22 protein-coding genes are annotated in these 26708 nt (G+C 43.9%); 20 read left to right on the forward strand and 2 right to left on the reverse strand.

Annotated elements, in window-relative coordinates:
• Nucleotides 1-24 precede the first annotated feature (24 nt).
• Complete coding sequence (locus tag K4I03_RS05450) at nucleotides 25-1155, forward strand: ABC transporter ATP-binding protein (RefSeq protein ID WP_002919877.1); 1131 nt, start codon at nucleotides 25-27, stop codon at nucleotides 1153-1155.
• An 84-nt stretch (nucleotides 1156-1239) separates the two neighbouring features.
• Here K4I03_RS05450 and K4I03_RS05455 read toward each other — a convergent pair whose 3' ends face one another.
• Nucleotides 1240-2088 carry a putative RNA methyltransferase gene (locus K4I03_RS05455; protein ID WP_227963960.1) on the reverse strand — a complete coding sequence of 283 codons (849 nt, stop codon included), beginning with the start codon at nucleotides 2086-2088 and terminating at the stop codon, nucleotides 1240-1242.
• A 92-nt stretch (nucleotides 2089-2180) separates the two neighbouring features.
• Complete coding sequence (gene tyrS, locus K4I03_RS05460) at nucleotides 2181-3437, reverse strand: tyrosine--tRNA ligase (protein ID WP_227964816.1); 1257 nt, start codon at nucleotides 3435-3437, stop codon at nucleotides 2181-2183.
• A gap of 154 nt (nucleotides 3438-3591) precedes the next feature.
• On the opposite strand from tyrS, the gene pbp1b reads away from it, so the two are divergent.
• From pbp1b to K4I03_RS05555, 19 genes are all read left to right on the forward strand, one after another.
• Nucleotides 3592-6006, forward strand: coding sequence for a penicillin-binding protein PBP1B (pbp1b, locus tag K4I03_RS05465; protein ID WP_002918362.1), 2415 nt, complete (start codon nucleotides 3592-3594; stop codon nucleotides 6004-6006).
• A 394-nt stretch (nucleotides 6007-6400) separates the two neighbouring features.
• Complete coding sequence (gene rpoB, locus K4I03_RS05470) at nucleotides 6401-9967, forward strand: DNA-directed RNA polymerase subunit beta (protein ID WP_125337894.1); 3567 nt, start codon at nucleotides 6401-6403, stop codon at nucleotides 9965-9967.
• Between the two features lie 40 nt (nucleotides 9968-10007).
• On the forward strand, nucleotides 10008-13655 hold the full coding sequence (rpoC, locus tag K4I03_RS05475; protein WP_227963961.1) for a DNA-directed RNA polymerase subunit beta': 3648 nt from the start codon (nucleotides 10008-10010) through the stop codon (nucleotides 13653-13655).
• A 762-nt stretch (nucleotides 13656-14417) separates the two neighbouring features.
• Nucleotides 14418-15575, forward strand: coding sequence for a non-hydrolyzing UDP-N-acetylglucosamine 2-epimerase (wecB, locus tag K4I03_RS05480; protein ID WP_227963962.1), 1158 nt, complete (start codon nucleotides 14418-14420; stop codon nucleotides 15573-15575).
• Complete coding sequence (locus K4I03_RS05485; RefSeq protein WP_002896779.1) at nucleotides 15568-16356, forward strand: hypothetical protein; 789 nt, start codon at nucleotides 15568-15570, stop codon at nucleotides 16354-16356. Before wecB ends, K4I03_RS05485 begins: the two co-directional genes overlap by 8 nt.
• A gap of 11 nt (nucleotides 16357-16367) precedes the next feature.
• Nucleotides 16368-16511, forward strand: a complete 144-nt coding sequence (locus K4I03_RS05490) for a hypothetical protein (RefSeq protein ID WP_002896778.1) — start codon at nucleotides 16368-16370, stop codon at nucleotides 16509-16511.
• The gene (locus tag K4I03_RS05495; RefSeq protein ID WP_002901729.1) at nucleotides 16504-17814 is read left to right on the forward strand and encodes a glycosyltransferase family 2 protein; all 1311 of its coding nucleotides are present in this window, start codon (nucleotides 16504-16506) and stop codon (nucleotides 17812-17814) included. The genes K4I03_RS05490 and K4I03_RS05495 overlap by 8 nt, the downstream gene beginning before the upstream one ends.
• A gap of 8 nt (nucleotides 17815-17822) precedes the next feature.
• Complete coding sequence (locus K4I03_RS05500) at nucleotides 17823-18929, forward strand: glycosyl hydrolase family 8 (RefSeq protein ID WP_002896776.1); 1107 nt, start codon at nucleotides 17823-17825, stop codon at nucleotides 18927-18929.
• Between the two features lie 318 nt (nucleotides 18930-19247).
• The gene (locus K4I03_RS05505; protein ID WP_227963963.1) at nucleotides 19248-19628 is read left to right on the forward strand and encodes a DUF1033 family protein; all 381 of its coding nucleotides are present in this window, start codon (nucleotides 19248-19250) and stop codon (nucleotides 19626-19628) included.
• A 129-nt stretch (nucleotides 19629-19757) separates the two neighbouring features.
• On the forward strand, nucleotides 19758-20699 hold the full coding sequence (gene comGA, locus K4I03_RS05510) for a competence type IV pilus ATPase ComGA (RefSeq protein WP_002896773.1): 942 nt from the start codon (nucleotides 19758-19760) through the stop codon (nucleotides 20697-20699).
• Nucleotides 20629-21663, forward strand: a complete 1035-nt coding sequence (gene comGB, locus K4I03_RS05515) for a competence type IV pilus assembly protein ComGB (protein ID WP_265333620.1) — start codon at nucleotides 20629-20631, stop codon at nucleotides 21661-21663. Before comGA ends, comGB begins: the two co-directional genes overlap by 71 nt.
• Nucleotides 21663-21980: a competence type IV pilus major pilin ComGC gene (gene comGC / locus K4I03_RS05520; RefSeq protein WP_227963965.1), complete on the forward strand. Its 318-nt coding sequence runs from the start codon at nucleotides 21663-21665 to the stop codon at nucleotides 21978-21980. Before comGB ends, comGC begins: the two co-directional genes overlap by 1 nt.
• Nucleotides 21940-22374 carry a competence type IV pilus minor pilin ComGD gene (gene comGD, locus K4I03_RS05525; RefSeq protein WP_227963966.1) on the forward strand — a complete coding sequence of 145 codons (435 nt, stop codon included), beginning with the start codon at nucleotides 21940-21942 and terminating at the stop codon, nucleotides 22372-22374. The genes comGC and comGD overlap by 41 nt, the downstream gene beginning before the upstream one ends.
• A complete protein-coding gene (gene comGE, locus K4I03_RS05530; protein ID WP_125337891.1) occupies nucleotides 22340-22633 on the forward strand; it encodes a competence type IV pilus minor pilin ComGE in 294 nt (97 codons plus the stop codon). Before comGD ends, comGE begins: the two co-directional genes overlap by 35 nt.
• Nucleotides 22617-23054 carry a competence type IV pilus minor pilin ComGF gene (gene comGF, locus K4I03_RS05535; RefSeq protein WP_002901713.1) on the forward strand — a complete coding sequence of 146 codons (438 nt, stop codon included), beginning with the start codon at nucleotides 22617-22619 and terminating at the stop codon, nucleotides 23052-23054. Before comGE ends, comGF begins: the two co-directional genes overlap by 17 nt.
• Nucleotides 23035-23427, forward strand: a complete 393-nt coding sequence (gene comGG / locus K4I03_RS05540; RefSeq protein ID WP_124765832.1) for a competence type IV pilus minor pilin ComGG — start codon at nucleotides 23035-23037, stop codon at nucleotides 23425-23427. The genes comGF and comGG overlap by 20 nt, the downstream gene beginning before the upstream one ends.
• Nucleotides 23428-23508: 81 nt before the next feature.
• The gene (locus tag K4I03_RS05545) at nucleotides 23509-24474 is read left to right on the forward strand and encodes a class I SAM-dependent methyltransferase (protein ID WP_227963967.1); all 966 of its coding nucleotides are present in this window, start codon (nucleotides 23509-23511) and stop codon (nucleotides 24472-24474) included.
• Between the two features lie 36 nt (nucleotides 24475-24510).
• Nucleotides 24511-25704, forward strand: coding sequence for an acetate kinase (locus tag K4I03_RS05550; protein WP_227963968.1), 1194 nt, complete (start codon nucleotides 24511-24513; stop codon nucleotides 25702-25704).
• A gap of 143 nt (nucleotides 25705-25847) precedes the next feature.
• Nucleotides 25848-26597, forward strand: a complete 750-nt coding sequence (locus K4I03_RS05555) for a CPBP family intramembrane glutamic endopeptidase (RefSeq protein WP_002896762.1) — start codon at nucleotides 25848-25850, stop codon at nucleotides 26595-26597.
• The last annotated feature ends 111 nt before the right edge of the window (nucleotides 26598-26708 follow it).

The following is a 26708-nucleotide window of genomic DNA, read 5'->3' on the forward strand; positions in this document are numbered from 1 at the left end:
TTTATTCAAAAGAAGGGGCTTATTATGGTCGAATTAAATCTGAAAAATATCTATAAAAAATATCCCAACAGCGACCACTATTCAGTGGAAGACTTCAATCTAGACATCAAGGACAAGGAATTTATCGTCTTTGTCGGTCCGTCCGGTTGCGGAAAATCAACTACTCTGCGTATGATTGCAGGCCTTGAAGACATCACAGAAGGAACTGCCTCTATTGACGGTACAGTGGTCAATGATGTGGCGCCAAAAGACCGCGACATCGCCATGGTTTTCCAGAACTATGCCCTTTATCCGCACATGACTGTCTACGACAACATGGCTTTTGGTCTCAAGCTGCGCAAGTACAGCAAGGAAGATATTGAAAAACGGGTCAATGAAGCAGCAGAAATTCTGGGCTTGAAGGAATTCTTGCAGCGTAAGCCAGCTGATTTGTCTGGTGGTCAGCGTCAGCGGGTAGCAATGGGACGCGCTATCGTTCGTGATGCAAAGGTTTTCCTTATGGATGAGCCTCTGTCTAACTTGGATGCTAAGTTGCGTGTTTCTATGCGGGCGGAGATTGCCAAGATTCACCGCCGTATTGGGGCAACAACTATCTATGTCACCCATGACCAGACTGAAGCTATGACCTTGGCGGATCGTATCGTTATCATGTCAGCGACCAAGAATCCTGCTGGAACTGGAACGATTGGACGAGTGGAGCAGATTGGTACGCCACAGGAAGTCTATAACAACCCAGTTAATAAGTTCGTTGCCGGCTTCATTGGCAGCCCAGCTATGAACTTCATCCCAGTTAAGCTTGAAGGGAATGAGATTGTCGCAGAAGGGCTGCGCTTGACTGTGCCAGAAGGAGCTCTCAAGGTTCTGCGAGAGAAAGGTTACGAGGGCAAGGAGCTGATCTTCGGTATTCGTCCGGAAGATATCAATGCGGAAGCTGCTTTCTTGGAAACTTTCCCGAATTCAGTTGTGCATGCTAAGATTTCTGTTTCAGAATTGCTGGGAGCAGAGTCTCATCTCTACTGCCAAGTGGGTTCTAGTGAGTTTGTAGCGCGTGTGGATTCACGGGATTACCTAGAAACTGGTGCAGGTATTGACCTAGGCTTTGACCTCAATAAAGCGCACTTCTTTGATCCAGAGACGGAGAAGACGGTCTATTAATTAATTGATAAATAAAGAACGCAGACAGGCTTGTCTGCGTTTTTAAAATGGCTGCTATAACTTCATTTTTTTACTGAAAGTTGCTCAGATTTTTGCTTGTTTTAGTTTTCCTATAAGAATCTCAGCTGAAATGGTGGCATGTGTAAGCTGCTCCCAATTGATTAGATTTTTTTCAACATGAAAGAGTAATGGAGTCATCTGCAGCAAGGCAGTTTTCTCCTCAGAATGCAGTGCATGTGTGGATTCTACGGTCTTTCTAGATAGGATGGTAAAGTGTTTCTGGAAATGCTGGATGATATCTTGATTAGAATAATCTTTCTTGTCCAGATACTGAGCAACTTTTTGACGAATTTCTTTCAGATGATTTTCTGTGGGGATGACTTTAATGATAAGTCCCTCTTTTTTCAATACTCGCTGAAATTCATGATAGTTGGCTGGTGAGAAGATGTCCAGCAAGACATCCATGCTTTGATCCTGAATGGGTAAATGTGCCAAATCACCTACGAACCATTTTACAGCAAGGCTCTGATCGCTTTTGGCAGCTAACTGGATAGAATCTTTGGATAGATCAAAAGCGTAAATTTCTTTGTTGGGGAATGTTTCCTGGATTTTTCGAGCATAATATCCCTCTCCGCAAGCGACGTCTAGAATGGTCTGTTCTTCAGGCAGGGTCTGTAGCAGATCCAGCAACTCGTCTAGGATATGTTGATAAAAGCCGGCTTCCAAGATGACTTGCCTATTTTGAAAGCTTGTTTTGTCATAGTCTTTAGCTTGTTTGGCCTGAGGAGCTAGATTGACATAACCGAATTTGGCGATGTCGTAGGAATGGCGATTGGCGCACTTGAGGCTGTTTTCTTCCATAGCTAAGCTTTGCTGGCAGAGTGGACAGGCCAGGGCCGGAGCTTGGGCAAATCGGGCAAGTTTTGGTTTCATAGTCGCTCTCTTTCTATTGTTTTTATATAGCTGAATGACTTCTTTTTGGTAAGACATAGAAAAATCCGATTCAGGTAATCGGATTTTTATCTTTAGTAGGTCAGGACAAAGTATTTCTTCTTACCGCGGCGGATAATTGTCAGCTCGTCTTCCAGTTTATCTGAGGCGCTAAGGACATAGTCTGAATCTTGGATGCGCTCGCCATTGAGGTAGATAGCACCGTTTTGGACATCCTCGCGGGCTTGACGTTTTGAGTTTACCACGCCGGCTGTCACAAGCAGTTCTACAATATTGAGGTTGTCTTCTGCTTGGACCTGATAGTTAGGCACACCGCGCAAACCTTGTTTGAGTTCCTTGACGGATAGGTTTTTAATATTTCCGGCAAAGAGCTGCTCAGTGATGTTGAGGGCTTCCTGGTATGCTTCTTGACCGTGAACCAGGCTGACCACTTCGCGAGCTAAGACTTTCTGCGCCAAGCGTTCGTGTGGTGCTGCTTCAAACTGCTGGCGAATCTCTTCAATCTCATCCAAGGACAGGAAGGTAAAAATTTTCAGGAAGCGGATAGCGTCTGCGTCCATGACATTCATCCAGAATTGATACATTTCGTAAGGAGAAGTCTTGTCAGGATTGAGCCAGACAGCATTGCCTTCTGACTTACCAAATTTTTTGCCAGTAGCATCGGTAATGAGCGGGACGGTCATCACATGGCCAGTCTTGTCAGCCTTGCGGCGCAGGAGTTCTGTACCTGCTGTCATATTGCCCCACTGGTCAGAACCACCAATTTGCAGGGTTACGCCGTGGTTTTGATTGAGGATATAGAAGTCATATCCTTGCATGATCTGATAGGCGAATTCTGTATAGGAAATCCCTGTCTCAATCCGGCTCTTGACAGAATCTTTACTCATCATGTAGTTGACAGTGAAGTATTTGCCGACATCGCGCAGGAAGTCAATAAAGCTGATGTTGCTGAACCAGTCATAATTATTAACCATTTCGGCCTTATTATCGCCCTTTTCAAAGTCCAGAAAACGAGAAAGCTGATCTTGGATGGATTTTACCCAGCCTTCTACCGTTTCCTTGGTTTGGAGGCTGCGTTCTGCATCCCTAAAGGATGGATCGCCAATCAATCCAGTTGCTCCTCCGACCAGAGCGTAGGGTTTGTGTCCGGCTAGTTGCAAGCGACGGCTGGTCAGAATGGCTACCAAGTGGCCAAGGTGCAGGCTGTCAGCGGTCGGATCGTATCCACTATAATAAGAGACTTGTCCTTCTTCTAAGGCTTTGCGTAAAGCTGCTTCATCAGTAGTTTGGAATACCAAGCCACGTTCTTTTAGCTCATCAAAAATGTGCATCATGTCTCTCCTATTCTAAAAGCCAAGAAATTGGCTTATCTATATTTTAAATTTATGTTACTCTATTGTATCATAAAGCTTTTAAATAGCAATGTTTCCTTGAAATAAATCATAGATATTTGGTATAATGGGAAGATAACAAGGAGAATCGAACTTGGAACAATTAATAGAGAAATTAAAAGAGTTCTGGGGAAAAGCCCAGCAGTTTATCAAAAAAATACATCTTCCAGAATGGAGCAAGAAGATCGTTAGTGGCAACAATGGCTGGTCTATCGGTGATGTTTTTGCTGTTTTCTTGCGGACTTTTAAACTTCTGATGAATATGGCTTTTGTGTTTATCTTCTTCGGTGGCGTCATCGGTGCTGGTATTGGGATAGGCTATGCAGCTAGTCTTTTCAGTAAGGTTGAAGTGCCCAAGCAGGATGAGCTGGTCAAGCAGGTGAATAATATTTCTGGAATCTCCAAGCTTACCTATGCTGATGGCAGCTTGATTGCAGAAGTGGACAATGATTTGCTCCGCATCCCGGTTAAGAGTGACGCAATCTCTGAAAATGTAAAAAAAGCCGTTATCGCTACAGAGGATGAGAATTTTGAAACGCATAACGGAGTGGTGCCTAAAGCTGTGCTTCGGGCTACGCTCGGCTCTGTTGTCGGAGTTGGCTCGTCTAGCGGGGGGTCAACCATTACCCAGCAGTTGATCAAGCAGCAGGTGGTGGGCGATGCGCCGACCTTCAAGCGGAAAGCGGCGGAGATTGTTGATGCGCTGGCTTTGGAACGCTACATGTCCAAGGATGATATTTTGACGACCTACTTGAACGTTTCGCCTTTTGGGCGCAACAATAAGGGGCAGAATATCGCCGGTGTGGAAGAAGCTGCTCAAGGAATTTTTGGTGTCTCTGCTAAGGATTTGACTGTGCCCCAGTCTGCTTTTATTGCCGGCTTGCCACAGAGTCCGATTGTTTATTCGCCTTATGCAGCGGATGGCAGTCTCAAGAGTGCAGGGGATATGGCTCTGGGCTTGGAACGTGCCAAGGATGTGCTCTATAATATGTATCGGACGGGCCATCTAAGCGAAAAAGAGTACAAGGAGTACAAGGACTACGACTTGACCAAGGATTTCAAGCCTTCTGAAAGTTCGGAAAAATCTTCGCATGGCTACCTTTATTACACAGCGGTCGAAGAAGCCCAGCAGACCATGTACGAATACTTGATTCAGCGGGACAATGTTTCTCAGCAAGAGCTGAAAAACAACGACACTGTCAAAGCCTACAAGGAATTGGCTGCTAAAGAACTGAGCGATGGCGGCTATACTGTCACCACCACAATCAACAAGAACATTCATACTGCTATGCAAAATGCAGTAGCCAACTATGGGGGCGTCTTGGATGACGGAACTGGTGCAGTTGAAGTGGGGAATGTCCTCTTGGATAATAAAACCGGTGCTGTGATTGGCTTTGTCGGAGGAAGAGATTATGCTTCCAATCAGAACAATCATGCCTTTGATACGGAACGATCACCGGGTTCGACTATTAAGCCGATTCTTGCTTATGGGATTGCTATTGACCAAGGTCTGATGGGTAGTGCCAGCGTTCTTTCCAATTATCCAACTAACTTTTCAAGCGGCGATCCAATCATGCACGTGGATAGCCGTGGTACAGCCATGATGGACCTGCAAGAAGCGCTTAATACTTCTTGGAATATTCCGGCTTATTGGACTTACCGCGGATTACGCGAAAAAGGTGTCAATGTCCGTGGCTATATGGAAAAAATGGGTTATTACATTGATGACTACAGCATTGAGAGTCTCCCAATGGGCGGGGGAATCGAAGTATCTGTAGCTCAGCATACCAATGGTTTCCAAACCTTGGCTAATAATGGAACCTACCAGAAAAAATATATGGTTGAAAAAATCACAGACCGAGATGGCAAGGTGATTTACCAGCATAAGGCCAATCCTGTTCAGATTTACAGTCCAGCAGCGGCTACGATTATGCAGGAGCTCATGCGGGGCGTTATCAATTCTGGAGCGACTACGACCTATAAATCTAGAATCAGTCAGGTCAATGGAACCTTGGCTGGAGCCGACTGGATTGGTAAGACTGGAACGACCAACACCAACGGTGATATGTGGCTGATGCTTTCTACTCCTAAGATGACTTTGGGAGGCTGGATTGGTCATGATGATAATAGCTCTATGGCGGCGTTGACTGGTTATAATAATAATGCCTCCTACATGGCCTATATGGCAGATGCTATCTATCAGGCAGATCCAAATGCCTGGGGTGTTGGTGATAAGTTCACTCTTGATCCAAGTGTCATTAAGTCTGATGTGCTCAAGTCCACAGGGGAAAAGCCAGGTACAGTAACGGTAAACGGCCGCTCTGTTAATCTCAGTGGTCCGACAGTGCCTAGCTATTGGGCTAAAAACGGTGCTCCGACCACGACCTACCGCTTTGGTATCGGGGCATCAGATGCGGACTATCAGAAGGCTTGGTCAGCTATACTGGGCGGTTCTACCTCTAATTCTAATTCCAGCTCCAATTCCAATAATAATCGGCAGGGGAACTAGCGCATCAAGAACAGTTTTTAACTTTTCAGAAAGCGGATGAAATCCTTGCAATTTCTAGCTAAATAAGGTATAATGATAACAATAATTTGTCGTGTGCTTTATTTGAAATATTGTCCAAATAGAAGCTTACAGCAGTTAAATCAAACTTGAATAAGTCAGATTTAGCTGCTCTTTTTGTGCCTATTTTTAGGAAAAACGGGTTATGTAATCATAATTTAATTTTTCTGAAAATTAAACAAAAGGGACTGATTGTGGCTGTTTTGCAGCGTTGTAAATGACAGAGGATTTTTCTCTGAAAACATTTCACAGAACTCGCTCTAAAAAGCGTGAGGTAAAGATATGCTTCTTCTCGCTTTATCAAGGGCTTAGTATCTTATCATAAAGGAGTAAAAACTTGGCAGGACATGAAGTTCGATACGGTAAACACCGTACCCGTCGTAGTTTTTCAAGAATTAAGGAAGTTCTTGATTTACCAAATTTGATTGAAATCCAAACGGATTCGTTCCAAGATTTCTTGGATCATGGTCTGAAGGAAGTCTTTGAAGATGTACTTCCTATTTCAAACTTTACCGACACCATGGAATTGGAATTTGTTGGCTATGAAATCCGTGAGCCTAAATATACGCTGGAAGAAGCACGTATCCACGATGCCAGCTACTCAGCGCCAATCTTTGTAACCTTCCGTCTGATTAACAAGGAAACTGGTGAAATCAAGACTCAGGAAGTCTTCTTTGGCGATTTCCCAATCATGACTGAAATGGGAACCTTCATCATCAATGGTGGTGAGCGGATTATCGTATCCCAGTTGGTGCGTTCTCCAGGGGTTTATTTTAACGATAAAGTTGACAAAAACGGAAAAGTTGGCTACGGTTCAACGGTTATTCCTAACCGCGGAGCTTGGTTAGAGTTGGAAACAGACTCAAAAGACATTGCCTACACTCGTATTGACCGGACACGGAAGATTCCATTTACCACTTTGGTGCGTGCGCTTGGTTTCTCAGGTGATGATGAGATCTTGGACATCTTTGGTGACAGCGACTTGGTGCGCAATACCATTGAAAAAGATATCCACAAGAACCCAATGGACTCTCGAACGGATGAAGCTCTGAAAGAAATCTATGAGCGTCTTCGTCCAGGTGAGCCTAAGACGGCTGAAAGTTCTCGTTCCCTTCTTGAAGCGCGTTTCTTTGATCCGCATCGCTATGACTTGGCAGCAGTTGGTCGTTACAAGATCAATAAGAAACTCAGCGTCAAGACACGCTTGCTGAACCAAACCATTGCTGAGCCATTGGTAGATGCTGAAACAGGAGAAATCTTGGTTGAAGCTGGTACAGTTATGACCCGCAGTGTCATTGACAGCATTGCAGAGCAGTTGGACAATGGTTTGAACAAAATCACTTATATTCCAAACGACTCAGCTGTCTTGACAGCTCCTGTAGAATTGCAGAAGTTCAAGGTAGTGGCACCGACTGATCCAGACCGCGTTGTGACCATCATCGGTAACGCAAATCCTTCTGACAAGGTACGGATTGTAACACCAGCTGACATCTTGGCTGAGATGAGCTACTTCCTCAACTTGGCTGAAGGCATCGGTCGTGTAGATGATATTGACCACTTGGGGAACCGTCGTATTCGTGCTGTTGGTGAGCTTTTGGCTAACCAAGTCCGTCTTGGACTTTCTCGGATGGAGCGTAATGTCCGTGAACGGATGTCTGTTCAGGATAATGAAGTATTGACTCCACAGCAAATCATCAATATCCGTCCTGTGACTGCAGCCATTAAAGAATTCTTTGGTTCTTCACAGTTGTCTCAGTTCATGGACCAACACAATCCGCTGTCTGAGCTTTCTCACAAGCGCCGTCTGTCTGCCTTGGGACCTGGTGGTTTGACACGTGACCGTGCTGGTTATGAAGTGCGAGATGTGCACTATACTCACTATGGCCGTATGTGTCCGATTGAAACGCCTGAAGGACCAAACATTGGTTTGATTAATAACTTGTCTTCTTATGGACACCTTAACAAATACGGATTTATTCAAACACCTTACCGTAAGGTAGACCGTGAAGCTGGCGTAGTAACCAACGAAATCGTTTGGCTGACAGCTGATGAGGAAGATGAATTTATCGTAGCGCAGGCCAACTCTAAGCTGAATGAAAAAGGCGGCTTTGCTGAACCTATCGTTATGGGACGCCACCAAGGTAATAACCAAGAATTCCCTTCAGATCAAGTAGACTACATGGATGTGTCACCTAAGCAGGTAGTTGCCGTGGCGACAGCATGTATTCCTTTCTTGGAAAATGATGACTCCAACCGTGCCCTCATGGGGGCCAACATGCAGCGCCAGGCTGTGCCTTTGATTGATCCAAAAGCACCTTATGTTGGTACTGGTATGGAATACCAAGCTGCCCACGACTCTGGTGCAGCGGTCATTGCCCAGCATGATGGTAAGGTTACCTATGCGGATGCAGACAAGGTTGAAGTCCGCCGCGAAGATGGTTCTCTCGATGTTTACCAAATTCAAAAATTCCGCCGTTCTAACTCAGGTACTGCTTACAACCAACGTACCTTGGTGAAAGTTGGCGATGTTGTCGAGAAAGGCGACTTTATCGCTGACGGACCTTCTATGGAAAATGGAGAAATGGCCCTGGGACAAAACCCGATCGTTGCCTACATGACATGGGAAGGTTACAACTTCGAGGATGCGGTTATCATGAGTGAGCGTCTGGTGAAAGACGATGTCTACACCTCTGTTCACTTGGAAGAGTACGAATCAGAAACTCGCGACACCAAGCTTGGCCCAGAAGAAATTACCCGCGAAATTCCAAACGTAGGGGAAGATGCCTTGCGCAATCTGGACGAAATGGGTATTATCCGCATCGGGGCGGAAGTCAAGGAAGGTGATATCCTAGTAGGTAAAGTTACCCCTAAGGGTGAAAAAGACCTTTCTGCTGAGGAACGTCTCTTGCACGCTATCTTCGGAGACAAGTCTCGTGAAGTCCGCGATACCTCTCTGCGTGTGCCACATGGTGCCGATGGAGTGGTTCGTGACGTGAAAATCTTTACCCGTGCTAATGGTGATGAATTGCAATCTGGCGTTAATATGCTGGTTCGCGTCTACATCGCTCAAAAACGTAAAATCAAGGTCGGAGATAAGATGGCCGGTCGTCACGGAAACAAGGGGGTTGTATCCCGTATCGTTCCTGTGGAAGACATGCCTTACTTGCCAGATGGAACACCAGTTGATATCATGTTGAACCCACTCGGGGTACCATCTCGTATGAATATCGGTCAGGTTATGGAGCTCCACCTTGGTATGGCAGCGCGTAACTTGGGTATCCATATTGCGACACCAGTCTTTGATGGAGCAAGCTCAGAAGATCTCTGGGATACAGTGCGCGAAGCTGGTATGGACAGCGATGCTAAAACCATTCTCTATGATGGACGTACCGGTGAGCCATTTGACAATCGTGTATCTGTCGGTGTCATGTACATGATCAAGCTCCACCACATGGTAGATGACAAACTCCATGCCCGCTCAGTAGGACCTTACTCAATGGTTACCCAACAGCCGCTCGGAGGTAAAGCACAGTTTGGTGGACAACGTTTTGGTGAGATGGAAGTTTGGGCCTTGGAAGCTTACGGTGCTTCTAACGTTCTGCAAGAAATCCTGACTTACAAGTCAGATGATGTCAATGGACGTTTGAAGGCTTATGAAGCTATTACCAAAGGGAAACCAATTCCAAAACCAGGTGTGCCAGAATCCTTCCGCGTTCTTGTCAAAGAGTTGCAATCTCTTGGTCTGGATATGCGCGTTCTCGATGAAGATGACAATGAAGTGGAACTGCGTGACCTAGACGAAGGTGAAGATGATGATGTGATTCACGTTGACGATCTTGAAAAAGCGCGTGAAAAAGCAGCTCAAGAAGCAAAAGCAGCTTTTGAGGCTGAAGGAAAAGAATAAGAATACACACTGATTAGAAAATGAAGAAAGGTAAGAAATAGTGGTTGATGTAAATCGTTTTAAAAGTATGCAAATCACCCTAGCTTCTCCCAATAAGGTCCGTTCATGGTCTTATGGGGAAGTGAAGAAACCTGAAACAATCAATTACCGAACCCTGAAACCAGAACGCGAAGGCCTTTTTGACGAAGTGATCTTTGGTCCAACAAAGGACTGGGAATGCGCCTGTGGTAAGTACAAACGGATTCGTTACAAAGGAATCGTCTGTGACCGCTGTGGTGTTGAAGTAACTCGCGCCAAGGTTCGCCGTGAGCGCATGGGCCACATCGAATTGAAGGCTCCTGTTTCACATATTTGGTACTTTAAAGGAATTCCAAGCCGCATGGGACTCACTTTGGATATGAGTCCACGTGCTCTGGAAGAAGTCATTTATTTTGCGGCTTATGTGGTGATTGATCCTAAGGATACACCGCTAGAGCACAAGTCAATTATGACGGAGCGTGAGTACCGTGAGCGTTTACGCGAGTACGGTGCAGGCTCATTTGTAGCCAAAATGGGAGCCGAAGCTATTCAAGACCTCTTGAAACAAGTGGACTTGGAAGCTGAGATTGCTGTCCTCAAAGAAGAATTGAAAACTGCTTCAGGTCAAAAACGGATCAAGGCTGTCCGTCGCTTGGATGTCTTGGATGCCTTCTACAAGTCTGGTAATAAACCAGAATGGATGGTCCTCAACATCCTGCCGGTTATTCCGCCAGATTTGCGTCCAATGGTTCAGTTGGATGGTGGTCGTTTTGCGGCATCTGACCTCAATGATCTCTATCGCCGTGTTATCAACCGGAACAACCGTTTGGCTCGTTTGCTGGAACTCAACGCCCCTGGTATCATCGTTCAAAATGAGAAGCGGATGCTTCAAGAAGCGGTTGACGCTTTGATTGATAATGGTCGCCGTGGCCGTCCAATTACTGGACCAGGTAGCCGTCCACTTAAATCATTGAGCCATATGCTCAAAGGTAAACAAGGTCGCTTCCGTCAAAACTTGCTGGGTAAACGGGTTGACTTCTCAGGTCGTTCCGTTATTGCCGTTGGTCCTACATTGAAAATGTATCAATGTGGTGTGCCGCGTGAAATGGCGATTGAGCTCTTCAAGCCGTTTGTGATGCGGGAAATCGTTGCTCGCGATATCGTGCAGAACGTTAAAGCTGCCAAACGCTTGGTAGAGCGTGGAGATGAGCGTATCTGGGATATTCTGGAAGAAGTGATCAAGGAGCACCCAGTGCTTCTTAACCGCGCACCGACCCTTCACCGTTTGGGAATTCAAGCTTTCGAGCCAGTACTGATTGATGGTAAAGCTCTTCGTTTGCATCCATTGGTCTGTGAAGCCTACAATGCCGACTTTGACGGTGACCAAATGGCCATTCACGTACCATTGTCAGAGGAAGCCCAAGCTGAAGCTCGTATCCTCATGCTGGCTGCTGAGCATATCTTGAATCCGAAAGATGGTAAACCAGTTGTAACACCATCTCAGGATATGGTCTTGGGGAACTACTACCTGACCATGGAAGAGGCTGGCCGCGAAGGTGAAGGTATGATTTTCAAGGATATGGATGAGGCGGTTATGGCCCTCCGTAATGGCTATGTTCACTTGCATACTCGTGTTGGTATCGCAACAGACAGTCTTAATAAGCCTTGGACAGAAGACCAGAAGCATAAGATTTTAATCACAACTGTTGGTAAAATTCTCTTTAACGCAATCATGCCAGAGGAATTGCCTTATCTGCAAGAGCCAACTAATGCTAACTTGACAGAAGGTGTGCCAGCTAAGTACTTCTTGGAGTCAGGACAAGACATCAAGGAAGTCATTGAACAGCTTGAGATCAATGTTCCGTTTAAGAAGAAAAATCTGGGGAACATTATCGCGGAAATCTTTAAACGCTTCCGTACAACAGAAACATCTGCTCTTCTTGACCGCTTGAAGAACTTGGGTTATCATCATTCTACTTTGGCTGGTCTGACAGTGGGTATTGCTGATATTCCAGTTGTTGAAGACAAGGCTGAGATTATTGAAGAATCCCATAAGCGTGTTGAACAAATTACTAAACAATTCCGTCGCGGTATGATTACTGATGACGAACGCTACAATGCAGTGACTGCTGAGTGGCGGGCAGCTCGTGAGAAATTGGAAAAACGTCTGGTTGCCAACCAAGATCCGAAGAACCCTATCGTTATGATGATGGACTCTGGAGCCCGGGGTAACATCTCTAACTTCTCCCAGTTGGCCGGTATGCGTGGTTTGATGGCTGCGCCAAACGGACGTATCATGGAATTGCCAATCTTGTCTAACTTCCGTGAAGGTCTGTCTGTTCTGGAAATGTTCTTCTCAACCCACGGTGCTCGTAAGGGTATGACCGATACGGCCCTTAAGACTGCCGACTCAGGTTACCTGACTCGTCGTCTGGTTGACGTTGCCCAAGATGTGATTATCCGTGAAGATGACTGTGGTACAGATCGTGGACTTCTTATCACTTCTATCACAGAAGGCAAGGAAATGATCGAGTCTCTGGAAGAGCGTCTCAATGGTCGTTACACTAAGAAAACAGTTAAACATCCAGAAACTGGTGCTGTCATTATTGGTCCAAATGAATTGATCACAGAAGATAAGGCACGTGAAATTGTTAATGCTGGTGTTGAAGAAGTGACAATCCGCTCCGTCTTTACATGTAACACCCGCCACGGTGTCTGCCGTCACTGTTACGGTATCAACTTGGCAACGGGTGATGCGGTTGAAGTCGGTGAAGCAGTCGGAACCATCGCTGCCCAGTCTATCGGGGAGCCTGGTACACAGCTGACCATGCGTACCTTCCACACGGGTGGTGTTGCCTCTAATACCGATATCACGCAAGGTCTTCCTCGTGTCCAAGAAATCTTTGAAGCCCGCAATCCAAAAGGGGAAGCGGTCATCACTGAAGTCAAGGGTGAAGTTACTGCTATCGAAGAAGATGCATCTACTCGTACCAAGAAGGTCTTTGTTACAGGTGCAACTGGCGAAGGTGAATATGTGGTACCATTTACAGCCCGCATGAAGGTAGAAGTGGGTGACCAAGTTTCCCGTGGTGCTGCCTTGACTGAAGGTTCTATCCAACCTAAGCACTTGCTAGCTGTCCGCGATGTCTTGTCTGTTGAAACTTACCTGCTTGCTGAAGTACAAAAAGTTTACCGTAGCCAAGGGGTAGAAATCGGCGACAAACACATTGAGGTAATGGTTCGTCAAATGATTCGCAAGGTGCGCGTCATGGATCCAGGTGACACAGATCTTCTTATGGGAACTCTTATGGATATCACCGACTTTACAGATGCTAACCGTGATGTGGTTATCTCAGGCGGTGTACCTGCGACAGCTCGTCCAGTCCTCATGGGAATCACCAAGGCTTCCCTTGAGACAAACAGCTTCCTGTCTGCAGCTTCCTTCCAGGAAACAACTCGTGTCCTGACAGATGCTGCTATCCGTGGTAAGAAAGACCATCTGCTCGGACTTAAGGAAAATGTTATCATCGGTAAGATTATCCCAGCTGGTACTGGTATGGCCCGCTACCGCAATCTGGAACCTCAGGCTGTCAATGAAGTTGAAATTATTGACGAAGTGACAGAACTGCCAGATGGATTTGAAACTGAAGAAAATATTGTTCTTAAATAAAGAACTTTCCCTCCCGAAAATCGGGAGGGATTTTTTCTTGCAGCCGATAATTTCTTGCCCGCCACTAAATATTATCCTATAATATACTTAGAAAGTTGTTTTTAAGTTCTCCTTTATGGATAAACAACTATAGAAGAAACAGTCAAGATTTCCTATTTCAGTTTTTCTATGATGCGAGACGCCATATTCATTTTTAATCAGGGAGGTAGCTGGTTTTTTGTAGTATGATAGCGCTAGGTTATACTATTTTAAAAATCCTAAAATAGTAGGAGGGGGAGATTTGAAATTTTAAAAAAGAGGAGATTGGTTTTAATGGTAGTGGTCGGAGGTTATAGAGAACGATAGCTGGCATTTATCCAGCTAGCTCATTCATGAAGGGAGGATTTTGAAATACAAAGAATAGAAAACAATTAGATTACAAATAGAATAATATTTTATTACAATGAATAAAGATTAAAAAATATAGGTAAAAAACACAAAATTCTGCATAAAACAGGGCTTCAAGCCTATAAGTTGTTTCCTTTTTATTTATTTTTTTGAGAAAACCGAAAAATTTCAGTAATTTTAAGTTACAGTTAAGTTAAGAAAATTAAAATAATCTTAAATAAGTTACCAACATGTAAATTACTATTAAGAAAGTATAAAATAATAGTTCATGCTTTGATTATTGAAACGCTTGATGGTAAAATAACTAAGGTTACTTAAAACAAACATTTTTTAGTAAAAAGTTAATATAACAATGTTGATTTTTGGTGAGGAAAAATGAAGAAAATTAAGGTAATGGTTGTTTTTGGAACTCGTCCAGAAGCAATTAAGATGGCTCCACTGGTTATTGAACTGAAGAAGCAGGCAGACTTGTTTGAGACAACAACAGTTGTGACTGCTCAGCATCGTCAGATGCTGGATCAGGTACTTGAAACTTTTAAGATTAAGCCTGATTATGATTTGGATATTATGGGGAAGAATCAAACCCTGACAGATATTACTGTCAAGATCCTGCATAAGCTAGATGATATCTTAAAGGAAAACAAGCCAGATATTATGCTGGTGCACGGTGATACGACAACGACCTTTGCAGCTAGTCTTGCAGCGTTTTATAATCAAGTTCGTATCGGCCATGTAGAAGCTGGGTTGCGGACTTGGAATAAATACTCTCCTTTCCCAGAAGAGATGAATCGTCAGATGACCGACTCTTTGACCGACTTGTATTTTGCACCAACAGAACAGAGTAAGGCTAACTTGCTCAAGGAAAACCATCCAGCAGAAACAGTTTTTGTGACAGGGAATACAGCTATCGACGCTCTCAAGCTGACCGTCCAGGCTGATTATCAGCACGAGGTTCTTGACCGTATTAATCCAGATCGCAAGATGATTTTGGTGACTATGCATCGCCGGGAAAATCAAGGCGAGCCGATGAGAAGGGTCTTTCGAACTCTACGGCAGATTGTAGATGCCCATGATGATGTGGAAATTGTCTATCCCGTTCACCTGAGCCCAGCGGTTCAGGAAGCGGCTAGAGAAATTCTGAGTGACAATGAGAAAATTCATCTGATTGAGCCTTTAGATGTGTTGGATTTCCACAATATCGCAGCTAAAAGCTACTTTATCATGTCAGACTCAGGCGGAGTGCAGGAAGAAGCGCCTTCCTTAGGTAAGCCTGTACTGGTACTTCGTGATACAACAGAGAGACCAGAAGGAGTTGAGGCCGGCACATTGAAGCTGGTCGGTACAGAAACTCAAGCAGTAGCAGAGGCAATGGAAGCCCTGCTGACAGATGAGTCACTCTATCAGGAAATGGCCCAAGCCAGCAATCCGTATGGTGACGGTAAGGCTTCTGAGCGGATTGCTCAAGCAATAGCTCACTATTTTAAGCAAACGGCTAGGCCGGAAGAATTTAAGACAGGAGTAAAAAATGTTTAGGAAAAAAGGACTAGAAAAATCATTAGCAGTCTTTGTACTGGCAATTGGACTAATTCTTTTCTACAGTTGGAATTTTGCAGCTAACATATTTTATATCGGAATCGCGCTGATTTTATTAGGTATTTTTAGTGTCTTTGTCCTATCTGATCTCTTGGTGACATGGGCTATGATTTTGGGTGTGGTTATCGCAACTTTGATCTTGCTCTTTGATGTAACCTATCTACCGGACAATCAGGTTCTCTTCTTGCTTTATGTCTTCCCTGTCAGCGCTTGGCTGACCAGCCGAGTGAATTTCTATCTCCATCAGCGCTTGGGATTAGTGCAGGATGACAGTGAAGATGCTGCTGAGGCCTATGAAGAAATGGTTCAGAAAGTAAATCAGAAACAAGCTCCAGCCTTTCAGGCCTTGTTGGTCCATTGGGCACACAATCATCATTTTTATCAAATTCACTCTCGGGAGTACAAGCGGATGCTCAAGAGAATTTTACGACTGCTTAACTGGGACTTCCAGAATGTAGAAACAGTTTACTATGTATCCAATGGTAACTTTCTCGTTCTGGTAGAAGATCTGGATCAGGAAGTCAAGGAATATTTCCAAGAGAAAGTGCGTGACGATTTAACGATGATGCACTTTGAGAATAAGAAAACTGACCAAAAAATTCAGTTTCAGTCCGGCAGTTTAAAACTTAATGCTCAAAACATTGACAAATTCCATAATTTCGATGACGCTTTGAGCAATCTGGAGCGTCAGCTTGAAACCGACATTATCGTAGAATACTAGGAGGTAAACACATGTCTTTAACAGAAGTATTTTTTATCATCTCTATGGTGCTAAGTATCTTTTTTGCTATTAGCTTTTTGGTCCTCTTCATTTATTATCTGGTTATTTACAATCGGGTCAATAAAAATTTTAGGGCGGTGACTCGTCATGATTAGTCAACTTATTATGATTGTCACTCTGTTCTCCATCTGGATGTCTCTGGCTTGGGCTTTGGTAATTTTATGTTCTTCCGTGCATTTCTGGATGAAACGCAGTGACTTCAACGTGGATACCAGCCCATTGGAACATTATCCTATGGTTACAGTCGTTGTCCCAGCCCACAATGAAGATGTGGTTATCGCTCAGACAACTAAGGCCATTCTGGACTTGGACTATCCTCATGACCGAGTAGAAGTTCTGCTCTTTGCAGACAACTGCTCGGATGACACTTATCAAGAAATGCTGAAAGTACAGGCTATGCCTGAGTATGCTGGACGCAATATTACAATTACAGACCGTACTGGTACGGGAGGTAAGGCAGGGGTGCTGAATGACGCCCTGAAGATGGCCAAGGGTGAATATATCTGTGTCTATGATGCGGATGCCATGCCAGAAAAGAATGCTCTTTACTTCCTAGTCAAAAAAGTTTTGGAAGATCCAGAACGCCACGTTGCTTCTTTCGGACGCAACAAGACTCGGAATGCCAACCAGAACTTCCTGACACGTTGTATCAACCAAGAAATCGTTGTAACTCAGCGTGTTTACCACGTAGGTATGTGGCACCTCTTTAAGATTGGACGGATTCCAGGTACAAACTTCTTGATTAACACTGAGTTTGTTAAGAGTATTGGTGGTTGGAAAAATGGTGCCTTGACAGAGGATACGGAAATTTCCTTTAAGATTATGCAGAGCGGCAAGCTGATTGCTTTGGCTTATAACTCAGAGGCCTTCCAGCAAGAGCCAGAAACCCTCAAGTCCTACTACATGCAGCGTAAGCGCTGGGCTAAGGGGAATTACGAGGTAGTTCTTGCCAACTTCAAGCATCTTTTTAGTGGCGGTAACTGGCGCGTGAAACTGGAAGTGTTCAATTATTCTTGTATCTTCTTCTGGTTTAATTTGGCGATTGTCTTATCTGACTTGGTTTTCTTTGCCAATGTAGCGGCAATGATTACCCAGCTCTTTATACCGGATGTGCGGATTCCTTTCGCTTTTGATGCTCAGAATATCTATATCGTCCAGCTGATGCTCTTTAACTGGCTTCTGATGATTTTGCTTTATCTTTTGCAGATCAATATCGCTCTGGCTTCTCAGTTTGGACAGGCGACCACCAAACAGATTTGGCTGGCCCTTGTGTCCTATTTGACTTACTCTCAGCTCTTTATCGTTGTTTCTTTAGATGCAGTAGGATCTGTTATCTTGGACAAGATTTTGAAGCGGAAAGAAACCAAGTGGGTTAAAACAAAACGATTTGCAGGTTAGGAGAAAGTGTGAAAAGAACAAGATTAAGATTTATTTGGTTTGTGACAATTCTGGCTGTCTTGGCTGGTATCCTATTGTACACCCGCATGGGCAGTACTCCTAATATCAAAAAGAAGATATACAGCCAATGGTCTAAAGAATATGTCGTAACCAAGGACAAATTGTCTTATATCAGGACGACAAACAGTAAAACTGAAGATGTTGTGCTGTCTGAGGCACAGGGTTATGGCATGGTGATTGCTGTGGATGCAGCTAAGCAAGGCGATGCCAGTTCGGCTGATTTTGAAAAGCTCTACCAATATTATCTAGCTCATCGTCTGAAAGATACCCAGCTCATGTCTTGGAAACAGACGATTAAGGATGGAAAGAGCAATCATGAAGACGAAAACAATGCTACAGACGGCGATCTCTACATTGCCTATGCTTTGATTCAGGCTGCTAAGCAGTGGCCGGACAAGGCTAAAGAATACCAAGATCAGGCTCAGGCCATTCTGAAAGATGTCTTGGCATATAACTATAATGAAAGTAACGGCGTTTTGACGGTTGGGAACTGGGCAAATGCAGAATCGAAATTTTATAATCTCATGCGGACTTCTGATACATTGCCGCAGCAGTTCCAAGCTTTCTATGAGTTGACAAAGGATAAGCAGTGGCTGACAATCCGAGATAATATGCTTAGCAAACTTGAAGCAATCAGCGCTGATAATAAGACTGGTTTGATACCAGACTTTATTTGGGTTGAAGGCGACAAAGTTCGGGCAGCTGATGCTGATACGGTTGAATCTGCAAATGATGGCTATTATTCTTATAATGCCTGCCGACTTCCTTACAACCTGGCTCAAAGCAAGGATGAAAAAAGTCAAAAAATGCTGAAGAAGATGTTGAACTTCTTCCTCAGTCAAGAAAAGATCTATGCAGGCTACACTCTGAAAGGGAAGGCTCTCAATAGTAATCAGGCTGGCAGCTTTACTGCTCCAGTATTCTATGCGGCGAATAACAATATGGAATTCCGCAAATTGGTGCAGCAGAATAAATATCTCTTCATGCAAGGTTTGCCGTCAGATAATTACTATGACGCAGCTGTGACAACGATGATTGCTTTAGAAACTTTATAATGCAGAAACAAGCAAGATGAAAATTTTGCTTAAGATCATGCAGACAATAGGGTGGGACAAAACGACATTTGTCTCACCTTTTTTGAATAAAAAGATTGAGGTTTATTTCACAGACCGTTAAAATAGAAAGTCTTTATAAGAACACAATATTTGTTCCTAAGGTTATTAAGATTACTATCCGTGATGTTAATCTTCATATTATGAAGAGCGATGTGCTTGTCTCCGTTCCAATAAAGTTCTTGTTTTCTGATTTTGAGCAAAATAGTTTTGTTCGTCAAAGAATTCATATATAATATACGGTACAAAGAGAGGACGAGTATGTATTGTGTAATTGAGATGTACGGGGACTATGAACCGTGGTGGTTCCTAGATGGCTGGGAAGATGATATCGTTGCAAAAAAGCAGTTCGATGATTATTATGAAGCCCTTAAGTATTATAAAAACCGCTGGCTGCAAATGGCAGACCAGTCACCTTTGTATAAGAGCCGCAGTGATTTAATGACAATTTTTTGGGATCCGGAGGATCAGCGCTGGTGCGAGGAGTGCGATGAGAATGTTCAGCAGTACCACTCTCTGTTTTTGCTGGAGAATGACTGCCAGATCCCTAAGAGCAAGTACCGACCGGGCTATACTAAGCAAAACGGCCTTGAAAAGCACCGAGCTTGCTCAGTCAAACTAAAAAATGCTAAGCCTCTTTAAATCGACAGAATATATTTTGCAAATTAGATAATAGAGCAGCAGAAGAGACCTAACTTGTTAGAAGTTAAGTTTCTTCCGCTGTTTTTTCTTTTTCTGGATTTTTTGCGAATAGTAAGGTGAGGAGGATGTATGGTTCAAGAAATTGCAAAAGAAATGATTAGGCAGGCTCGGCAAGAGGGGGCGCAGGATATTTACCTCATTCCTAAGACTACTTGCTATGAGCTTTATATGAGAATCGGTGATGAACGTCGCTTTATAAAAACTTATGATTTTGAGCTTCTGTCAGCTGTTATCAGTCACTTTAAGTTTGTCGCAGGTATGAATGTTGGAGAGAAGCGCCGCAGTCAGCTGGGGTCTTGCGATTATGACTGTGAGGAAGCCAAGGTTTCAATCCGGCTGTCAACAGTTGGTGATTACCGTGGTTTTGAAAGTCTGGTCATCCGACTTCTTCATGATGAAGACAGGGAGCTACGCTTTTGGTTTGAGCAATTGCCGGAGCTGCGCAAGAAAATTCAGGCTCGCGGTCTCTATCTTTTCTCGGGTCCAGTCGGCAGTGGCAAGACGACTTTGATGTACCATTTGGCTCAGCTTAAATTTTCTGGTCAGCAAGTCATGTCGATTGAAGATCCGGTTGAGATTAAGCAAGAGGCTATGCTGCAGCTGCAGCTGAACGAAACCATTGGCATGACTTATGATAGTCTGATTAAGCTGTCTCTGCGACATCGGCCGGATCTCTTGATTATAGGGGAAATCCGTGATAGAGAGACAGCTAGAGCAGTGGTTCGGGCAAGTTTGACTGGAGCTACGGTCTTTTCAACGATTCATGCTAAGAGTGTTCGAGGTGTCTATGAGCGGCTTTTGGAATTGGGCGTTAGTGAGGACGAGCTAAGAATGGTGCTACAAGGTGTTTGTTACCAGCGTTTAATTGGGGGAGGAGGTGTCGTTGATTTTGTCAGTCAAAATTATCAAGAGCACGAAGCCGCAGTCTGGAATCAGCAGATTGATCAGCTTTTTGCAGAAGGACATATCAGTGCTGAGCAAAGGCAGACCGAAAAAATTGTCTACGCCTAAGCAAAAAAAGATTATTGAGCTCTTTCATAATCTTTTCAGCAGCGGTTTTCACTTAGCAGAGATTGTAGACTTTCTGAGGCGAAGTGCCTTGCTGGAGGAGGCTTATGTGGCAGAAATGCGGGCAGGCTTGTCAGCTGGTCAGTCCTTTTCAGAGATTGTCAGTCGGCTGGGATTTTCTGACAGTGTTGTAACCCAGCTGTCCTTATCTGAGCTGCATGGCAATCTGACTCTAAGTCTAGGCAAAATTGAGGTCTATCTGGAAAATCTATCCAAGGTTAAGAAAAAATTGATAGAGGTGGGGACCTATCCTCTCATGCTGCTGGGCTTTTTGGTCCTTATCATGCTGGGATTGCGCAACTATCTTCTGCCTCAATTGGACAGCCAGAATCTAGCTACTCGGCTGATTAATCACCTGCCTCAGATCTTTTTGTGGAGCAACCTTGCTTTAGCTGTCTTGGTTTCAGTGGCTCTCTTTTACTATCGAAAGTCATCAAAGATTCGTTTTTTCAGCAAACTAGCAGCTCTGCCTTTTATTGGACGTTTGGTCCAGGCTTACTTGACTGCTTATTATGCTCGTGAATGGGGCAATATGATTGGTCAGGGCTTGGAATTGAGTCAGATTTTTGCGATTATGCAAGAGCAGCCTTCCCAGCTCTTTCAGGAAATCGGAGCAGATATGGCTGCTGCTTTGCAAGCTGGACAAGGCTATGCGGACAAGGTGGCAAGCTATTCTTTCTTTAAGAAAGAATTGTCCTTGATGATTGAGTATGGCGAGGTCAAATCCAAGTTAGGTAGTGAGCTGGAAGTCTATGCTGAAAAGACTTGGGAGGAATTTTTCCTACGTATCAACCGAGCCATGAATTTCATTCAGCCCCTAGTATTTATTTTTGTTGCCTTAGTGATTGTTTTACTTTATGCGGCAATGCTCTTGCCCATTTATCAGAATATGGAGGTTCATTTATAATGAAAAAACTTAATACCTTAAAAGTTCAAGCATTCACCCTTGTGGAAATGCTGATTGTCTTGCTAGTTATCAGCGTTCTCTTGCTGCTCTTTGTGCCTAATCTGACCAAGCAAAAAGATGCTGTTTCAGATACAGGAACGGCAGCGGTGGTCAAGGTAGTAGAAAGCCAGGCGGAGCTTTATGAACTGAAGAATACCAATGAAGAGGCTAGCCTGAGCAAGCTAGTCAGTGCAGGAAATATCAGCCAGAAACAGGCAGATTCTTATAAGGCTTACTATGGAAAACACAGTGGCGAAACTCAAGCGGTTGCCAATTAAGGCTTTTACTCTGCTGGAAAGTCTCCTCGTTCTTTTTGTTGTTAGTTTTCTACTACTAGGATTATCTGGATCGGTGAGGGCTGGCTTCAATCAGGTTCAAGAGCAACTCTTCTTTTTAGAGTTTGAGAGGCTCTATCAGGAGACGCAGAGGCTGAGCTTAGCTGGGCATGAGAAGCTTTCTCTGGAGATTTCAGGACGGCAGATTTCCAATGGCTATCAAGAACTGGATTTTCCGCAAACTTTGCAGAATCATGAGCAGCAAGTCATTCAGTTTGACCGGTCCGGTGGGAATTCATCACTCAGCAAAATTACTTTTCAGACGGAGGATAGGACAGTTGTTTACCAGCTTTATATGGGCAATGGCAAGTTTAAAAAGACGACAGCTTCAAGCTAGCATTCTGCTGGAAGCTCTGGTGGCCATGGCAGTTTTTGCGGCTATTGCTAGTCTTCTTTTAGGGCAGATTAGCCGGTCTCGCAAGGAGCAGCGTGTCCTTCTGCAGCAGGAAGAAGTCCTGCGGGTAGCCAAGATGGCCCTACAGACGGGACAGGAAGAGCTTCATACCAATGGAATTACTGTGCGCCAGCTTAAGACAGATAAGCAGCTGCTGGTCTATCACGAAGGGGAGGTAGTTATCCGTGTCCAAAAACCTTAAAGTCAAGGCTTTTACTCTTTTAGAGACTTTAGTAGCCTTGCTGGTTCTCAGTGGTGGGGTGTTAGTCTTTCAGGCCATGACCCAGCTCTTATCTTCAGAACTGCATCAGCAGGAGAACAATCAACAGCAAGAGTGGCTTTTGTTTGCCGACCAACTGGAGACGGAGCTTTCGCGAAGTCAATTTGACAAGGTAGAAGACAATAAAATCTACATCAGACAGGATGGCAGGGACTTGGCCTTGGGTAAATCCAAGGGAGATGATTTCCGTAAAACAGATAAGAGTGGTCGCGGTTATCAGCCCATGATTTATGGTTTGGAAGCAGCTGATGTGCGTCAGGACGGTAAGCTTGTCCATCTTCATTTTCGCTTTGAAAAAGGCTTAGAGAGGGAGTTCGTCTATCGTGTGGAAGAAGAAAGTTGAGGCTGGTATTTTACTGTATGCGCTATTGATGGCTGCTGTCTTTAGCCTGCTCCTGCAGTTTTATCTCAACCGTCAAGTCAGCAGTCAGCGTTTGCAGCTTTTCAACAGGGAAAGGACGGAAGCCTATGCAATGGCAGTTCTGACAAAAGCTACAGCCAAGGATGATAGCGGTGAGATGGAGTTTGAGCAGGGCAAGGCTGTCTACCGTAAGAAAGGGAAGGAACTGGAAATCAGCAGTCAGATCAGCAGCGGTCATTCCTATTCCTTTACTTTTACCATTTCTAAGAAAGATGAGGATAAAGCAAAGGAAGACAAGAAAGCAACTGACAAAAAAGAGAAAGCGATTTCGGACGAAGCTAGTAAGTCGGACTAATATAACTGTAAAATCTTTGTAATTTTATATATCTTGGAAAGGGGCTTTATTTTTGGTATGATAGGATGAACGGAGGATTCCATGAATTTTGAAAAGATAGAACAAGCTTATACTCTGATTCTCGAAAACGTCCAGAATATCCAAAACGCTCTGGCGACCAATTTTTACGATGCTCTGATTGAGCAGAATGGCATTTACCTAGATGGAGATACTGATTTACAAGAAGTTCTGACCAACGATGAAAAAATTCGCGCTCTGCATTTGACCAAGGAAGAGTGGCGGAGAGCCTATCAGTTTATCCTGATGAAGGCGGCCCAGACGGAGCCCATGCAGGTCAATCATCAATTCACACCTGACACAATTGGTTTTCTGATTACTTTCTTGCTGGACCAGCTAGCTCACGGAGAGGAAGCTGATGTATTAGAAATCGGCAGCGGAACCGGAAATTTGACGGAGACTGTTCTCAATCATACCCAAAAGAAGATTGACTACTTAGGTCTGGAGCTAGATGATTTATTAATTGACCTTTCTGCCAGCATTGCAGAGGTTATGAACTCTAAGGCTCACTTTGCTCAGGGGGATGCAGTTCGACCTCAGGTTCTGAAAGAGAGTGATATCATTATCAGTGATTTACCGGTTGGTTATTATCCAGACGACAGTATCGCCTCCCGCTATGAAGTGGCTAGTCCGGATGAGCACACTTATGCCCATCATCTCCTGATGGAGCAATCACTCAAATATCTGAAGCCAGGTGGTTATGCTATATTTCTGGCGCCAAATGACCTCTTGACCAGCGCTCAAGCTCCGTTGCTAAAAAAATGGCTCCTAGCCAAGGCTCAGTTTATCACGATGATAACCTTGCCAGAGTCTATTTTCTCAAGCAGCAAGCATGCCAAAACTCTTTTTGTCTTGAGGAAACAGGAAGCGAATAACATTCAGCCTTTTATCTATCCTCTGCGGGATTTGCAGGATCATGAAGAAATGTTTAAATTCCGTCAAAGTTTTCAAAACTGGTACAAAGATAGTGAAATTCAAACAAAATTTTGATATAATAATTTTGAAAACGCTTAAAGAGGTGAAGAAATGTCGAAAACAATTTCTATTAATGCAGGAAGCTCAAGCTTAAAATGGCAACTCTACTTGATGCCGGAAGAAAAGGTCTTGGCTAAGGGCTTGCTGGAACGGATTGGTCTCAAGGATTCTATTTCAACAGTGAAATTTGATGGTCGTTCAGAAAAGCAGGTTCTTGATATTGCAGATCACACGCAGGCAGTAAAAATTTTGCTGGATGATTTGAAACGCTTTAATATCATCGAATCTTATGATGAAATTACCGGTGTGGGCCATCGTGTTGTGGCTGGCGGTGAACACTTTAAGGATTCAGCCCTCGTTGATGGAGAAGTGATTCAAAAGGTAGAGGAGTTGTCTCTTCTGGCTCCATTGCATAATCCAGCCAATGCTGCAGGCATCCGTGCTTTTAGAGAAATTCTGCCAGACATTACCAGCGTGGTAGTCTTTGACACCTCTTTCCATACAACTATGCCGGAAAAAGCTTATCGCTATCCGATTCCGACTAAATATTACACTGAAAACAAGGTCCGCAAGTACGGAGCTCACGGTACCAGCCATGAGTATGTAGCCAAGGAAGCTGCTAAAATTTTGGGACGTCCAATTGAAGAACTCAAACTTATCACTTGCCATATCGGTAACGGAGCTTCTATCACAGCAGTTAACAAGGGTGTTTCTGTAGATACTTCTATGGGATTCACACCACTTGGCGGCGTCATGATGGGAACGCGGACTGGGGATATTGATCCAGCCATCATTCCTTACCTGATGCAATACACAGACGACTTTAACACTCCAGAAGATATTAGTCGCGTCTTGAACCGTGAGTCTGGCCTGCTGGGAGTTTCTGAGAAGTCTAGTGATATGCGCGATATTCATGAGGCGATGCGGGCAGGTGATGCCAAGGCTCAATTGGCTAATGACATTTTTGTCGATCGGATTCAAAAATACATTGGTCAGTATCTTGCTGTTTTGAATGGAGCTGATGCTATCATCTTTACTGCAGGAATCGGTGAAAATTCTGTGACCATTCGTGAACTGGTTATTAATGGTATTTCTTGGTTTGGCTGTAACGTAGACCCAGAAAAGAATGTGCGTGGTGCAGAAGGCGTGATTTCCAGTCCTGATGCCAAGGTCAAAGTCTTGGTTATCCCGACTGATGAAGAATTGGTCATTGCGCGTGACGTCGAACGTTTCAAAAATCAATAAATTAAGAAAATTCAAAAGCTCAGTTTGACTGGGCTTTTTGTATGTTTTAAGAACGGATTTTCTTGGTTGCTGGCCTTGAAAACATTGAGCGATTCTATCTCATAGTCACTATCAGCACTAGTTTTCAATAAGTGATATACAAAATGCTTGCAGTTAAGAATTGTCTATACAAAAAGAGAAAATTGAGCTATACTAGGAAGGAAAAGGAGGAAGACATGAAAGCAATTCTAAAAAAATTAGAGTACATTCTACTGACTTTGTTTGTCTTATTTCTCAGCCAGATACCATTTATATTTATCCGGCAAATGACATCTTCTGAGAAGAGTTTTTCAGCTGGACAGACTATCTTTGTGCTGGTTGTATATCTTTTGATTGTCTTTTTTGTTCTGAGAATGGCTAAGCAAGAAGAACTACTGAGCCTTGACTTTAGCTTCTTCAAATGGTCTTCGTTTGGCTGGTTAGCCGTTTCTAATGTTGTCATGATTGGGGTCAACATGTTGGGAGCAATTATCATGCTGCTGGAAGGTCAGGCTATTTCCACTGCTAATCAGGATGCCTTGAATGCTTTATTTCAGCATGTACCCAAGATCTTATTAGTGGTAGGTGCCGTGATTCAGGCTCCTATTTTGGAAGAGGTGGTCTTTCGCGGCTTGATTCCTCAGAAGATTTTTACCAAGCATTATGTTTGGGGATTGGTTGTAGGAGTTATTCTTTTCGGTCTTTTTCATGGTCCGACCAATATCGGCAGTTTTGTTATATATGCAGGTATGGGTGCTGTTTTAGCTGCTGTTGCTTACATATTCAAGCGTTTGGAAATGTCTATTTTGGCACACATGCTGAGAAATGGAGTTGCAGTACTCATTATGATACTGACAGGTTTGGTGAACAAGTAAGAAAGCAGAGAATATCTGCTTTTTTTGTCATTTGAGGCACAAATTAGGACATTTGAGGGGATTTCTACCAGCTTGCTCTTACTTCTTCTATAATGATAAGAGAAGAATGGA

The organism is Streptococcus sanguinis (genome assembly GCF_020729725.1).
Taxonomy (GTDB): domain Bacteria; phylum Bacillota; class Bacilli; order Lactobacillales; family Streptococcaceae; genus Streptococcus; species Streptococcus sanguinis_V.